The 13,167-nt window shown below is 72.5% G+C and carries 14 protein-coding genes and 1 pseudogene; 8 read left to right on the forward strand and 7 right to left on the reverse strand.

Translation table 11 applies throughout. From position 1 onward, the window contains the following. Nucleotides 1-7: 7 nt before the first annotated feature. Nucleotides 8-1,057, reverse strand: a pseudogene (locus ACJ9NR_RS01535) (thiolase family protein); the annotation flags it as partial. Next, nucleotides 1,057-1,293: a hypothetical protein gene (locus ACJ9NR_RS01540; RefSeq protein WP_412490209.1), complete on the reverse strand. Its 237-nt coding sequence runs from the start codon at nt 1,291-1,293 to the stop codon at nt 1,057-1,059. The pseudogene ACJ9NR_RS01535 and the gene ACJ9NR_RS01540, both read right to left, overlap by 1 nt. A gap of 95 nt (nt 1,294-1,388) precedes the next feature. Between ACJ9NR_RS01540 and paaI the strand changes: the two genes are divergently transcribed. The 3 genes from paaI (at nt 1,389) to ACJ9NR_RS01555 (ending at nt 4,265) form a co-directional block, all read left to right on the forward strand. Continuing rightward, nucleotides 1,389-1,820, forward strand: coding sequence for a hydroxyphenylacetyl-CoA thioesterase PaaI (gene paaI, locus ACJ9NR_RS01545; RefSeq protein ID WP_412490208.1), 432 nt, complete (start codon nt 1,389-1,391; stop codon nt 1,818-1,820). Next, a complete protein-coding gene (gene paaK, locus ACJ9NR_RS01550; protein ID WP_412490207.1) occupies nt 1,817-3,163 on the forward strand; it encodes a phenylacetate--CoA ligase PaaK in 1,347 nt (448 codons plus the stop codon). Before paaI ends, paaK begins: the two co-directional genes overlap by 4 nt. 373 nt (nt 3,164-3,536) lie before the next feature. Beyond that, complete coding sequence (locus tag ACJ9NR_RS01555) at nt 3,537-4,265, forward strand: MgtC/SapB family protein (RefSeq protein ID WP_412490206.1); 729 nt, start codon at nt 3,537-3,539, stop codon at nt 4,263-4,265. Nucleotides 4,266-4,329: 64 nt separating this feature from the next. Here ACJ9NR_RS01555 and ACJ9NR_RS01560 read toward each other — a convergent pair whose 3' ends face one another. Both ACJ9NR_RS01560 and ACJ9NR_RS01565 read right to left on the reverse strand, forming a co-directional pair. Then, the gene (locus tag ACJ9NR_RS01560) at nt 4,330-4,668 is read right to left on the reverse strand and encodes an STAS domain-containing protein (RefSeq protein ID WP_412490538.1); all 339 of its coding nucleotides are present in this window, start codon (nt 4,666-4,668) and stop codon (nt 4,330-4,332) included. Then, nucleotides 4,668-4,862, reverse strand: a complete 195-nt coding sequence (locus tag ACJ9NR_RS01565; RefSeq protein ID WP_412490205.1) for a hypothetical protein — start codon at nt 4,860-4,862, stop codon at nt 4,668-4,670. Before ACJ9NR_RS01565 ends, ACJ9NR_RS01560 begins: the two co-directional genes overlap by 1 nt. A gap of 130 nt (nt 4,863-4,992) precedes the next feature. Here ACJ9NR_RS01565 and ACJ9NR_RS01570 point away from each other — a divergent pair, with 130 nt between their 5' ends. Further along, entirely contained in the window at nt 4,993-5,502 is a 510-nt protein-coding gene (locus tag ACJ9NR_RS01570; protein WP_412490204.1) for an NUDIX domain-containing protein, read from the forward strand. A gap of 21 nt (nt 5,503-5,523) precedes the next feature. On the opposite strand, the gene ACJ9NR_RS01575 is transcribed toward ACJ9NR_RS01570, so the two are convergent. Together ACJ9NR_RS01575 and ACJ9NR_RS01580 are read right to left on the reverse strand one after the other, a co-directional pair. Beyond that, entirely contained in the window at nt 5,524-6,216 is a 693-nt protein-coding gene (locus ACJ9NR_RS01575; RefSeq protein ID WP_412490203.1) for a DUF899 domain-containing protein, read from the reverse strand. A gap of 67 nt (nt 6,217-6,283) precedes the next feature. Beyond that, complete coding sequence (locus ACJ9NR_RS01580; RefSeq protein WP_412490202.1) at nt 6,284-6,991, reverse strand: AraC family transcriptional regulator; 708 nt, start codon at nt 6,989-6,991, stop codon at nt 6,284-6,286. 150 nt (nt 6,992-7,141) lie between these two features. Between ACJ9NR_RS01580 and ACJ9NR_RS01585 the strand changes: the two genes are divergently transcribed. The 4 genes from ACJ9NR_RS01585 (at nt 7,142) to ACJ9NR_RS01600 (ending at nt 12,708) form a co-directional block, all read left to right on the forward strand. Continuing rightward, a complete protein-coding gene (locus tag ACJ9NR_RS01585) occupies nt 7,142-8,146 on the forward strand; it encodes a zinc-binding dehydrogenase (protein WP_412490201.1) in 1,005 nt (334 codons plus the stop codon). Nucleotides 8,147-8,261: 115 nt separating this feature from the next. Further along, nucleotides 8,262-9,959 (forward strand): stealth family protein, encoded by a 1,698-nt coding sequence (locus ACJ9NR_RS01590; RefSeq protein WP_412490200.1) that lies wholly within the window; start codon nt 8,262-8,264, stop codon nt 9,957-9,959. Nucleotides 9,960-9,972: 13 nt separating this feature from the next. Continuing rightward, on the forward strand, nt 9,973-11,820 hold the full coding sequence (locus ACJ9NR_RS01595) for a stealth family protein (RefSeq protein ID WP_412490199.1): 1,848 nt from the start codon (nt 9,973-9,975) through the stop codon (nt 11,818-11,820). A gap of 273 nt (nt 11,821-12,093) precedes the next feature. Beyond that, on the forward strand, nt 12,094-12,708 hold the full coding sequence (locus ACJ9NR_RS01600; RefSeq protein WP_412490198.1) for a hypothetical protein: 615 nt from the start codon (nt 12,094-12,096) through the stop codon (nt 12,706-12,708). A gap of 97 nt (nt 12,709-12,805) precedes the next feature. Here ACJ9NR_RS01600 and ACJ9NR_RS01605 read toward each other — a convergent pair whose 3' ends face one another. Continuing rightward, nucleotides 12,806-13,150, reverse strand: coding sequence for a DUF1330 domain-containing protein (locus tag ACJ9NR_RS01605; RefSeq protein WP_412490197.1), 345 nt, complete (start codon nt 13,148-13,150; stop codon nt 12,806-12,808). Between the last annotated feature and the right edge of the window lie 17 nt (nt 13,151-13,167).

Below are 13,167 nucleotides of genomic sequence, written 5' to 3' on the forward strand. Positions count from 1 at the left end.
ACGCACCAGAGTCGTCCAGCTTCAGGCGGCGGATCACGGCCAGGGCCTGTGCGGCGAAGGCCTCGTTGAGCTCCACCGCGTCCAGGTCGGCCGTCTGCCATCCGGCCCGGGCGAGGGCCTTCTCGGTGGCGGGCACCGGTCCGAGGCCCATCAGGTGTGGCTGGACGCCGGCCGAGGCGGAGGTGACGATCCGGGCCCGCGGGGTGAGCCCGTACCGTTCGACCGCCGACCCGCTCGCCACGACCAGCGCCGCGGCGCCGTCGGAGAGGGGCGAGGAGGAACCGGCGGTGACGATGCCGTCCTCGCGGAAGATGGTGCGCAGGGTGCCGAGCTTCTCCAGCGTGGTGGAGGGGCGCGGGCCCTCGTCCCGGGTGACGTCGCCGTCGCGTACCGGGACCGCCGTGATCTCGCGGTCGAAGCGGCCCGCCTCCTGGGCGGCGACCGCCCGCCGATGGCTGCGCAGCGCGAAGGCGTCGGAGTCGGCGCGGGTGATGCCGTCCAGGGCGGCGACCTCCTCGGCCGTCTCCCCCATCGACAGCGTGAGCTTGACCGTCCCGGGTCCGGCACCCTCGGGCACGGCACGGTCGGCGGACGCGAAGCGGGGGTTGGTGAAGCGCCAGCCGAGCGAGGTGTCGTACACCTCTTTCGGCTTGGCCCACGGGGTGCCGGGCTTCTCCATCACCCACGGGGCGCGGGTCATGGACTCCACGCCGCCCGCGACGACCAGGTCGGCCTCGCCTGAGCGGATCGTGTGGGCGGCCGAGGCGACGGCGGTCAGCCCGGAGGCGCACAGCCGGTTGACCGTGTAACCGGGCACCGTGTGCGGCAGGCCGGCCAGCAGCACGGCCATGCGGGCCACGTCCCGGTTGTCCTCGCCCGCCTGGTTCGCGGCGCCCAGGATCACCTCGTCCACGGCCTCGGCCGGGACGCCGGCGCGGCGCACGGCCTCGCCGACGACGAGGGCCGCGAGGTCGTCCGGTCGCACCGAGGCCAGGGCGCCGCCGTAGCGGCCCTGCGGGGTGCGGGCGCCGTCGATCAGATAGACGTCCTCGGGCATCAGGCGGACTCCTCGGCGGGGGCGGAAACGGGGCGCCGGAACTGCGGCACGGCCAAGCGGCCGGCCTGCTCGCGGAACGTCGCCTCACCGGACCCGGCGGCGTCCTCGCCGTACACCGTCCTGCCGGGCGACTCCGGATACGGCGTCCGGTGCTCCCGGGGCGTGGTCACGGCCCGTTCCAGCAGGTCACGATGGCGGGTGCGGAAGTCGGGCACCTCGGGGGCTCCGTTCGGCATGGGCTCACCTCTTGACAGGCGACGGGGCGGCTTGATTACTTGACCGTGCCGCACGCTAACCGAATGTTCGGTCGGTAAACAAGGTGGTGTGAACCATGACGGAAGCCACGCGATCGGCTCCGGCGCCCGTGGAGCGCATGTTCGCCGCGGACGAGGCCTCGCGACGGCTCGGCGTCGAACTGCTCGAGCAGGGCGAGGGGACCGCCGTGCTGCGCATGACGGTGACGGCGTCCATGGTCAACGGCCACGGGATCGCCCACGGCGGATACGTCTTCCTGCTCGCCGACTCCGCCTTCGCCTGCGCGTGCAACAGCCACGGCCCCGTCACCGTCGCCTCCGGGGCGGACGTCACCTTCGTCGCCCCGGCGTACGAGGGCGACGTCCTCACGGCCACCGCCGGGGAAGTCACCCGCTTCGGCCGCAGCGGCATCTACGACGTGATCGTGAGGCGCGGTGAGGCGGTGATCGCGGTCTTCCGCGGCCGCAGCCGCAGCGTCCGCAACACGCCACCCGAGGAGCCGAATTGATCAGCGAGACGAAGACGTCGGCGGCCGGTCCGGCCCGCCGCGGTGAGCCCCTGCCTGCGGATCTGCTGGACGCCGCCGAGCGGATGCCGCGGCAGGAGGTGAGAGACCTCCAGCTCAAGCGCCTGCGGCAGACGCTTCAGTACGCCTACGACAACGTCGAGCCGTACCGCCGGAAGTTCGACCGGGCCGGCGTGCGGCCCGAGGACTGCCGGACGCTGGAGGACCTGGCGCGCTTCCCCTTCACCACCAAGGCGGACCTGCGCGAGACCTACCCGTTCGGGATGTTCGCCGTCCCCATGTCCGAGGTGCGCCGTATCCACGCCTCCAGCGGGACCACCGGGCGCCCCACCGTGGTCGGATACACCGAGAACGACCTGTCGACCTGGGCGGACCTCGTCGCCCGCTCCATTCGCGCCGCCGGCGGACGCCCGGGCCACAAGGTCCACATCAGCTACGGCTACGGCCTGTTCACCGGCGGTCTCGGCGCCCACTACGGCGCCGAGCGGGCCGGCTGCACGGTGATCCCCGCCTCGGGCGGCATGACGGCGCGCCAGGTGCAGATCATCCGGGACTTCGAGCCCGACATCATCATGGTGACGCCGTCCTACATGCTCACCCTGCTCGACGAGTTCGAGCGGCAGGGCGTCGATCCGCGCACGACCTCCCTGAAGGTGGGCATCTTCGGCGCCGAGCCGTGGACGGAGGAGATGCGCCGCGAGATCGAGGAGCGCATGGACATCCACGCGGTCGACATCTACGGCCTGTCCGAGGTGATGGGTCCCGGCGTCGCCCAGGAGTGCGTGGAGACCAAGGACGGCCTGCACGTGTGGGAGGACCACTTCCTGCCCGAGGTCGTCGACCCGATCACGGACGAGGTCCTCGCCGACGGCGAGAGCGGTGAACTCGTCTTCACCTCGCTCACCAAGGAGGCGCTGCCCGTCATCCGTTACCGCACGAGGGACCTGACCCGGCTGCTGCCCGGCACGGCCCGGGGCGGCTTCCGCCGCATCGAGAAGATCACCGGACGCTGCGACGACATGATCATCCTGCGTGGTGTCAACCTCTTCCCGACACAGATCGAGGAGGTCGTGCTGCGCACGCCCGGTGTCGCCCCGCACTTCCAGATCCAGCTCAGCACCCGCGGCCGGATGGACCATATGACCGTGCGCGTCGAGGCGGAGACCGGCGCCGGTCCGGAGCAGCGCGCGACGGCGGCCGAGGCGATCGCCAAGGGCGTCAAGGACGGCGTCGGCGTGAGCGTGGAGGTCGCCATCGTGGAGCCCGAGACCCTGGAGCGCTCCCTCGGCAAACTCCGCCGGATCAAGGACGAACGCCGGCGGTGACACGGTCCCCCGCCGCGGCGAGGCCGTGAGCGGCACACCCACGGCCGTCCCGGCGGGTGCCTCTCCGGCGGCGGGCGGGACGCGGCCGGACGAGGGGCGGCCCCGAGCGCGGGGGCCGGCGAGGGCCGGCGCACGCGTCGCGCCGCCGTTGCGCTACGCGTCGCGCCACCGTTCCGCTGCCCGCCGGGCGCGGCACCGGCACCCGGAGGAAGCGGCCACCGCCGGAACCGGGGCCGGTCGGGTGTCTGCCGTCGCGTCTGCGGCAAGGACGCGTCTGTGGCAAGGACGCAGTGTCTGCGGCAAGGATGAGCCGCCCTTTCCCCACTGGGGTGCCGCCGCCGGGGTAGTCGTCCTGGTGGTACGGGAGGTGCAGGTGACCGGACTGGCGGTCCCCCTGTGGGACGTGGGCAACGGACAGGGTCTGCGGCAGCTGTCCGAACTGGGTCTCGCACTGCTGCTGTCGAGCCTGATCGGCTGGGAGCGGGCGGCCCAGCAGAAGAGCGCGGGCCTGCGCACCCACACCCTCGTGGGCATCGCGAGCGCGCTGATGATGGAGGTGTCGCAGCACGGCTTCACCAACGTGCTCGGCCTGGACAACGTCTCCTTCGACCCGTCCCGGGTGGCCGCCCAGATCGTGTCGGGCATCGGGTTCATCGGTGGGGGGCTGATCTTCGTACGCCGAGACGCGGTACGCGGTCTGACGACGGCCGCGACGATCTGGCTGACCTGCGCGGTCGGCATGGCCTGCGGCGGTGGTCTGCCCGTCCTGGCGGGCGCGGTCACGGCGCTGCACTTCGTCGTCGTACGCGGGTTTCCCCTGTTCACCGAGCGCCTGGTCCCCGGCTCGTCCGCCTCGGCCTTCGAACTGCGCATGACCTACCGCACCGGCACGGCGCTGCTGCCGCAGCTGATGGAGACGTGCACCCGGCGCGGCTTCCGCATCCTCCAGGTCAAGGTCGACCGCCTGCCCGGCCGGACCGACTCGGCCGCCCGCGTACTGCTCGAACTGGAGGGCACCGGCGACTCCGCCGCCCTGACCGCGGAGCTCTTCGAGAACGACGGTGTGATCGACGTCGAGACGGCCGCTCCGGTCGACGACTGAACGGCCCGCCGGGGGCCCGCCGCGGTGTGCCGTCGGCCCGCGGTCCCAGAGACGGACGGCGGCCTCAGGAGCGGGTGGCGACCTCGCTGTCGGGGTGCAGCGGGAAGAGCTGGTCCAGGCCCACCATGCTCAGCACGCGCAGCGTGTTGGCGGGGACGGCGGCGAGCGCGATCTCCGCATCGGCGGTGTGGGCGTGGTGCCGGGCCGCGATGAAGGCGGTGATGCCGCTGGAGTCGCAGAAGGTCAGGCCGGCCAGGTCGAGGACGAGGCGCTGGCCGGGCCGCAGTTCGGTCGCGGCGACCGTTTCGCGCAGTTCGGTGGCGCTCGTGTAGTCGAGCTCGCCGTAGATCTCCAGAACGGGACCGGTCGCGGCGTCTCGGGTGGTGATCTTCAGTGGGCTCATCATCCGGTTTCCGTGTGGGTGTCGGGAGCAGGTACTCCGAGGGCGAGCAGGGCCGTATCGTCGTCGAGGCCATCGCCGAAGGTGTCCAGCAGGCCGGTGAGGGCGTGGATCGCGCCGATCCGCTCCGGCGCCAGGCCCGCGGCCGGCCCCTGCCCGCCCGTGACGGTGACGCTGTTCCTGCGAACGATGTCCATGCCACCCAGTCTCTCAGCCCCCTCCAGCCACTCCCGCACACGCCCTCCACACTGGAACGCGGGCTCCATCCCGCAAGGGGATACGGATGCGGGACCGTACGGACTCGACACCCTACGAAAGGGCAGCGCGTTGCACACACACCCACTCGACGCCGAAGGCGGCCGCATCACGAGCCGGCCCCGCACCACCCGCCCGCCGGCACCGCAGGCGGCGGTCGGTGTCGGGGTGATCGTGGTCCGGCAGGAGCGCCTGCTGCTGGGCCGGCACCGGCTCGGGACGCTGGAGCTGCCGGGCGGCACCGTGGAGCCGTACGACGCCTCCTTCGAGGAGACCGTCGTGCGGGAACTCGCCGAGGAGACCGCTCTGGTGGCCCGGACCGAGGACGTCACGCTCCTGGGGACGCTCGTCGATCACGTCGGTGACGTCGTCCGGATCACCGTCGGTGCCGTCGTCCGCTCCTGCGAGGGGCAGCCCGTCACGCGGCCGGAGGAGAGCGTGGGCGGATGGGAGTGGTGGCCGCTGGAGCGGCTTCCCCGGCGGGACCTCTTCGAGTGCAGCGCCCAGATCCTCGCCCACTGGCGTCCGGACCTGCCCATCGACCATCCGCCCGCGCACTTCACGCCCTTCGCCGCAGGCTGATCCCGGGCACCGGCCGCCGGCTCACTCACCACCCCCGGGGCCGTAGAGCGCGGCGAGGTCCCGGGACGTCGCCCACCGGCTGTACGTGGGCGACTGGGGCCAGCCCTCGGGTGAGTCCTGCCATTCCTCCTGGCGGCCGTACGGCAGGAGGTCGATGAGGGCGAAGGAGTGGCCGAGCTGCTCGGTGCCCCGGCCGTCGGTGTGCCAGGTGCGGTGGACCGTCTCGCCGTCGCGCAGGAACACGTTGACCGCGAACCCGCCGCCGGGCGGTGCGCCGACGTCGGCGCCGAAGGAGCTGCCGGCGGTCGAGTACCAGGTCATCCTGTTCCCGACGCGCCGCCGGTAGGCGAGCGCCTCCCCGATCGGGCCCTGGGTGACGACGACGAACCGGGCGTCGTAGTTCTCCAGGAACTCCAGGCGGGTGTACTGCGAGGTGAACCCGGTGCAGCCCGGGCACTGCCATTCCTCGCCCGGGAACCACATGTGGTGGTAGACGATCAGCTGCGAGGCGCCTGCGAAGACGTCCGCCAGCCGGACGGGGCCCTCCTCGCCCTCGAGGACGTAATCGGGCATCTTCACCATCGGCAGGCGGCGGCGCTCGGCGGCGATGGCGTCGAGCTCCCGCGTCGCGGCCTTCTCCCGGGCTCGCAGCGCCCGGAGGCGGCGCTCCCAGGTCTCGGCGTCGACGACGGGCGGCAGGGCGTGGTCGGTCATGGTCCCTCACAGAGACTCGTGGACGGAGTGCGGTCGGCCAGGGGTGGACTCCGCCCGCCGCCGGAACTCATCGCTCGTGCCCGGGGCCGTTGCGGTAGCGGCCGGGTGTGGTGCCGACGATCCGGGTGAAGGCCGCGATGAAGCCGCTGGGGTTCGCCCATCCGCAGGCGTGGGCCACGCGGGTCGTGTCGTGGCCGTCGGCGAGGAGGACCAGCGCGTGGTAGACGCGGAGTTGCGTGCGCCACTGGTAGAAGGTCATGCCGAGTTCGTCGTGGAAGAGGCGGCTGAGGGTGCGGGCGCCGGCTCCGGCCGCCCGGCCGAGTTCGGCGAGTGAGGAGTTGTCCGAGGGGTGGGCGCGCAGCCTGCGCGCGACGGCCCGCAGGCGGTCGTCACGGGGCTCCGGCAGGTGCAGGGGCTGCTCCCGCGCTTCGTGGAGTTCGTCGACGAGGACGCGGCGCAGGCGCGCGTGCGCCGCGCGGCCGGGGCCGCGCCCGGCGCCGTCGTGGTAGCGCGGGCCGGTGAGGGTGAGCAGCAGTTCGCGGACGAGGTCGGAGGCCGTGAACACGGCGGGACGAGCCGGCACCGACCGGGCCAGGGAGGCGGGCAGGAAGAGGATCCGCATGTCGGTGCCGCCGTGCGCGCGGTGGTGGTGCGTGAAGCCGGCCGGGATCCACCCGACCCGGTTGGTGGGAACGATCGATGTCTTGCGGTCCGTGTGGAGGGACAGCACGCCCCGCGCCGCGTACACCAGGTGACCGCGCGGATGCGAGTGCACCGGGCTCGTTCCGCCCGAGGGCCACTGATGCGCACCGCCTGACGGCCAGATCCGTGACGTCCCACCGGATTCGGGAAGTTGGCGGCCAAGGGGCATGACGTGGCATCGTAGCGGTGGCAGGCCACGCCGCGCGCCGGTGACAGTGAACGCATGACGACGACGATGCGCGCGGCGGTCTGTGTCGGGGCGGGCGGCCCGGAGGTGCTGGAGATCCATGAGCGGCCCGTGCCCGCGGTCCGGGAGGGCTGGAGCCTGGTGCGGGTGATGGCCGCGGGCCTGAACCGCTCGGAGCTGCGGACCCGGCAAGGGCACTCCCCCGGCGTGCGGTTCCCGCGTGTGCTCGGGATCGAGTGCGTGGGAACCGTGGCCGCCTCCACCGACCCGCTGCTGCCGGAGGGGACGACCGTGGCGGCGGTGATGGGCGGGATGGGCCGGGAGTTCGACGGCGGCTACGCCGAGTACGCGTTGCTGCCCAACCCGCTGCTGATGCCGCTCACCACCACGCTGCCGTGGCCCGTGCTGGCCGCACTGCCCGAGAGCCACCTGACCGCGCAGGGCTCGCTGGACGCGCTGGGGATCGTGCCGGGCGGCCAGGGGCGGCTGCTGATCCGGGGCGGGACGTCCTCGGTCGGGATGGCGGCCGCAACCATCGCGGGCGGCTACGGCCTCACGACCGCGGCCACGACGCGCCGGGCGGACAAGGCGGCCGCGCTGGCCGCGGCCGGCGTCGAGCACGTGCTCGTCGACGACGGCGGGCCGCTAGGGGCCCGCCTGCACGAGATCTGGCCCGAGGGTCCCGACCATGTCCTGGACCTGGTCGGCGCGCGCACCGCGGCGGACTCGCTGCGCCTGGTCCGTCGCGGCGGGACGGTGTGTGTGTCCGGCTCGCTCAGTGGGTGGGTGATACCGGACTTCGAGCCGATCGCGATGATCCCCTCCGGCACCAGGCTCACGGCCTTCCACAGCGACGACTGCAAGGGCGGCGCGGGAGCGGCCGTGCTGCAGCGGATCGTGCGGCAGGTCGAGGCGGGCGTGCACCGGCCGAACGTGGACCGGGTGTTCGGCCTGGAGGAGATCGCCGCGGCCCACCGGTGCATGGAGAACGACGAAGCCACGGGGAAGCTGGTGGTGACGGCTGCCTACCATGGCAAGTAAAGAATCCGATGTGAGCCGCGTTAACTTTCGGAGATATCTCGTACAACCTTTCGCCACACGCGTGGGTCTCGTTAACGCAAGTGCGTGTAGAGGTTGGTGAAGAGGAGCTCAGAACGTGACCGTGCGCTCTTTTGCCCGACGGATGCGGCCCCGGGTCGAACGGAAGGCCGCCGAGCGGGTGTGGCAGCTGCGCACCATGCGGCGGCGCCGGCAGGCCGCGGTCACCGACCCGGTGCTGCGCCCCGTGGCCGTGCGCGGCCAGCAGCTCTACGGACGGGTCGTGACCGCCTTCACCGCCGCCGAGGCGGCCGCCTGCAACCTCGGTCTGGTCGTGGCCGCCCTGGAGCAGGAAGGCATCCCCTACTTCCTGCTGCCGGCCGCGCGCACCCGCTACACCGTCGGGGTGAACGCCGTCGACCGGGAGCGGTTCCTCGCCGCGCTCGAGACGCAGAACGCGGGCAAGGCGGTGTTCATCGGCAGACCGCTGCCCGGGGGCCAGCTGCGCCACCCCGCGCTGTTCATGGACGGCGTACTGCCGACGCCGCTGCGCACCGCCCCCACCCTGCGGATCGGTGAGAACCACCTCGGGCCCGGGGGCCAGCTGCTCGCGGGGCCGGAACTCGCCTGCGACGTCGAGTTCTGGGAGGACGGCGCGCAGCTCCTCGCCTCCGACGAGGGCCCCCGCCGGCTGGCCAGGATCCAGCCGCAGGCGTCCGAGGACGTATTCGCCGAGTCCCTGGTCGCGCCGCGCGGCAACCCGGTCACCGACGTGCTGCCGGCATCCGAGCAGAGACCGGCCACCGTGCAGGTCGGCGACCGGGAGCTGCCGAGTTTCCTGCCGTTCACCCGGCCCACCGTGAACGACGTGACCTTCCCCGTCGACGTCGTCTACACCTGGGTCGACGGCGAGGAACCGCAGATGCGCGCGAAGCGGGCCCGGTACCAGGGCCGGGGCACGGCCGAGATCCTGGCCAAGGAGACCAACGCCTCCCGCTACACCAGCCACGACGAGCTGAAGTACTCGCTGCGCTCGCTCGCGATGTACGCCGACTTCGTGCGCCACGTCTACATCGTCACCGACGGCCAGAAACCGCACTGGCTCGACGACCGGGCCGCGGGCGTCACCGTCGTCGACCACCGCGACATCTTCCCGCCGGACGTGCTGCCGGTGTTCAACTCCCACGCCATCGAGACGCGCCTGCACCACATCGAGGGCCTCTCCGAGCACTACCTGTACTTCAACGACGACGTGTTCGTCGGCCGCCGGGTCACCGCGGAGCACTTCTTCCACGGCAGCGGGCTCATGAAGATCCCGGTCTCCCCCCTCAAGATCGGCGTCGGCAAACCGCACGCCGAGGAGACCGCCACCAACTCCGCCAGCAAGAACGTCCGGCGGCTGCTGATGGAGAAGTTCGGGCGGATGACGACGAACAACTTCATGCACACCCCGCTGCCGCAGCAGCGCGAGACCCTGCGGGCGCTGGAGGAACTGTTCGCCGAGGACGTCCGGCGCACCACGGCCTCCCGTTTCCGCTCCCCCCAGGACGTCGCCATGACGGCGCCGCTGCTCTACCAGTACGCACTGATGACCGGCCGCGGCGTACCGGGCACCTTCAGTTTCCGCTACGTCAACATCAGCCGCCCGGACGCCGAGGCACGCCTGGACGATCTGCGCCGCAACCGCCGCTTCGACTTCTTCTGCCTCAACGACGTCGACGTGCCGCCCGAGGAACGCGAACAAGTCGGCCTCCGCATGGGCGAGTTCCTCGAACACTACTTCCCCTTCCCCAGCCCCTTCGAGAAGCGGAACTGACGGGGCCGCGGACATGGACATCCGCCACCACCACCCCGCGCCCCCGGCCCTGCGATTCGTCAGGGAGCTCCTGGTGCGCCTCCGGCTCGGGCTCTCGTCCCGGCTGTGGACGCTGCGCACGGCGGGGGCCCGGCGCCGCCTGCGCTCCACCGTCCCGAAGCTGCGCCGGATCACCCTCGGGCCCATACGGCTCCACGGGCCCGTGGTCGCCGCCTACACGGCCGCGGACGCCGCCGAGGCCGACCTCGAACGGGTGTGCACCCTGCTGGAGTCGATCGGCGTCCCCTACTTCCTGGTCCCCTCCGACCACGACGGCGGCGCGTCCCGGCCGGTGGTCGGCGTCGAGGCGGCCCACCGCGAGGCGGTCCTCGCCCGCGCGGCACAGTGCTTCGCGCACACCGCGCAGTACGTCGGCGCTGTCGGCCCGCACGGAACCGTGACGTCCGCGGCGCTGTGGGCCGACGGCAAGGTGCCCCGGGCTCTGGAGCGGGCGACCGTGCTCCGCACCGGCGTGCTGCGCCTCGGCCCCCAGGGGCAGGTGCTCAGCGGCCTGGAGGCGGGCTGCGACATCGAGTTCTGGCGCCGCGGCCGGGACCTGGGCACCGCCGCGGGCTCCGACCCCTCCTGGCTCACCGTGCCGGGGGCCCAGTTGGGGGACGCCTACGGCCCGGCGCTCGTCGCCCCGCGCCGCAACGCCGTCTCGGAGGTCCTGCCCGCGTCGGCGCAGACACCCGCCACCGTGGCGGGTCCGCACCGCAGGCTGCCGACGTTCGCGGCCTTCGCCGGGACGGGCGTCGACGAGGTCCGCTTCCCCGTCGACGCCGTCTACACCTGGGTCGACGGGGACGACCCCGCGCTGTCCGCGAAGCGCCACGCCTACCAGCGGCTCTCCGGCGACGTCATCGCACCGCGCGAGACCGGGGCGTCCCGCTACACCAGCCATGACGAACTCAGGTACGCGCTGCGGTCGCTGGACATGTACGCCGGGTTCGTCCGGCACGTCTATCTCGTGACCGACTCCCAGATCCCCGACTGGCTGAACCCGGAGGCGGAGGGCCTGACGGTCGTCGACCACCACGACATCCTCCCGGCGCAGGCCCTCCCCGTCTTCAACTCGCACGCGATAGAGAGCAGCCTGCACCGCATACCGGGCCTGTCGGACCGCTACCTGTACTTCAACGACGACGTCTTCATCAACCGCCCGGTGCGGGCGGAGCACTTCTTCCACGGCAACGGCATCGCCCGCATCCCGCTGTCGCCGCTCAAGCTCGGCGTGGGCTCCCCGCACCCGCTGGAACCGGCGCCCAACTCCGCCGGCAAGAACGCCCGCGAGGTGATCAGGCGCTTCCACGGCCGATACGCCACCCACAAGTCGCTGCACACTCCCCACCCACAACTGCTCGCCGTCATGCGGGAGATGGAGGACCTCGGAATCGAGGAGCTGGAGCACACCGCGTTCTCGCGCTTCCGCTCCGTCTCCGACGTCGCCCCGGCGTCCACACTCCACCACCACTGGGCGATCGCGACGGGACGGGCCGTCCCGGCCCACTACCGCTTCCGCTACGTCCAGTTGGGCACGCCGGACATGGGGCGCCGCCTGGCCCGCCTCGCCGCCGGCGAGGACATCGACTTCTTCTGTCTCAACGACGTGGACACGGCCGCGGAGTCGCGGGCGGCGGCCCGCTCCGCCATCCACCGCTTCCTGGAGCGGAAGTACCCCTTCCCCAGCCGCTTCGAGGGGGTGTCCCGGCCGCTCTCCCACCCGGTCGCACCGCGGATGACGAAGCTTCCGCGACAGGTGACCCTGGAGGAGGCGCGACGCCATGACGGGGGTTACCAACGCGAAGGCCACAGCCAGTAGAACCGTACGCCGCGAACGGCGTCCGCCACCGCTGCGTCCCCACGCGTACCGGACCGGCGGTGCGCGCAGGACCCGCACCCGCGCGCGGGCCGACGAAAAACACGGCTTCCGCACGGAACAGGCGGCGTCGGGCGTCCGTAGTATCTCTACGCCGCACTCGTTCGGCATGATGGGTGCGGTCCACGGCGTCCGCCGTGTCCGCGAGCCCGCTGCCCGGCCCGCCGCGGTCTCTCGCCCGACCGGTCGGCCGTGGCGTCGAGAAAGGTCAACTCCATGTCCCAGCCCTCCGCCTCCAGCGAACTCACCTCCCAGTACGCCGCACAAGTCAGCGGCGACCTCGAACGCAACGTCAAGGAGCAGGACCGCATCGGCGCCGAGATCGCCGAGTTGCAGGCGCAGCTGGCCGCGCTGCAACACGACCACAGCGTGCTGCTGAACATGCAGCAGGTTCTCGGCATCACTCCCGCGCCCGCCGAACCGGCGGCCGAACCGGCCGTGGAGCCCGCCGCCGAGCCGGCCGCCTCCCCGCGCACCAAGCCCCGGTCCAGGAAGGCCGGCACCTCCTCCCGCCGCCGCACCGCGACCCGCGCCTCCGCCAAGAAGGCCCGCCCCGCGGCCGAGCCACCGGCTCGGCCCACGCTGGTCGACCTGGTCCGCGGCCACCTCGCCGAACAGCGCGAGCCCCGCTCCACCTCCGAGATCGCCGCCGCCCTCAGCCAGGAGCACCCCGACCGCCCCGTCAAGAACACCGTCGTACGCACGACGGTCGAAGGTCTCGTGGCCAAGGGCCTGGCCCAGCGGACCAAGCAGGGCAGCTCCGTGTACTACACCGCGCCCGACACGGACCGGTCCGGCGACGCCGAGCCGCAGTCCGGCACCACCGAATGACCACGCCCCTCGAACCCCCCGGGCGCCACGGGAGCCTCGCCGGTGCCCCCAGGACGCACACCGCGGCCCGACGCGGCCGCGGGTCGGACGTGGCCCGTCAGCCCTCAAGCGCCGCCCTCATCGCCTGCGCGGTCGCCGCCGCGTCGTAGTCCTCCCCGACACCCGGCACCAGGATGATGTCCCCCGCGATGTGCCGTGAGCGCAGCGGCGCGATCTCCCGGTAGGCGGCCGACTCCCACCAGGCCCGTGCCTCCCGCATCGACGGGAAACCGATCACCACGACGTGCCCGGGCCACGAGCCCTCCTTCACCTCGTGCTGCGCGCCGTGCACCAGGAAACGCCCGCCGTACGGCGCGAAGGTCGCCGTGATGCGCTCGATGTACTCGGCGATCTCGGGGTGCGGAGCGGCTTCCTGCAGGTGAGCTATCGCGTAGGCAGACATGACGTCCCTTCGGGCGG

It is taken from the genome of Streptomyces sediminimaris, assembly GCF_047049295.1.
Taxonomy (GTDB): domain Bacteria; phylum Actinomycetota; class Actinomycetes; order Streptomycetales; family Streptomycetaceae; genus Streptomyces; species Streptomyces sediminimaris.

Excerpts from the sequence above, each read along its gene's own strand:
- ACJ9NR_RS01560 (WP_412490538.1), bottom strand. The coding sequence starts at position 4,668 with ATGAGCCCACTGAAGATCACCACCCGAGACGCCGCGACCGGTCCCGTT.
- paaI (WP_412490208.1), top strand. The coding sequence starts at position 1,389 with ATGACGGAAGCCACGCGATCGGCTCCGGCGCCCGTGGAGCGCATGTTC.
- ACJ9NR_RS01605 (WP_412490197.1), bottom strand. The coding sequence starts at position 13,150 with ATGTCTGCCTACGCGATAGCTCACCTGCAGGAAGCCGCTCCGCACCCC.
- ACJ9NR_RS01540 (WP_412490209.1), bottom strand. The coding sequence starts at position 1,293 with ATGCCGAACGGAGCCCCCGAGGTGCCCGACTTCCGCACCCGCCATCGT.
- ACJ9NR_RS01575 (WP_412490203.1), bottom strand. The coding sequence starts at position 6,216 with ATGACCGACCACGCCCTGCCGCCCGTCGTCGACGCCGAGACCTGGGAG.
- ACJ9NR_RS01600 (WP_412490198.1), top strand. The coding sequence starts at position 12,094 with ATGTCCCAGCCCTCCGCCTCCAGCGAACTCACCTCCCAGTACGCCGCA.
- ACJ9NR_RS01595 (WP_412490199.1), top strand. The coding sequence starts at position 9,973 with ATGGACATCCGCCACCACCACCCCGCGCCCCCGGCCCTGCGATTCGTC.
- ACJ9NR_RS01565 (WP_412490205.1), bottom strand. The coding sequence starts at position 4,862 with ATGGACATCGTTCGCAGGAACAGCGTCACCGTCACGGGCGGGCAGGGG.
- ACJ9NR_RS01585 (WP_412490201.1), top strand. The coding sequence starts at position 7,142 with ATGACGACGACGATGCGCGCGGCGGTCTGTGTCGGGGCGGGCGGCCCG.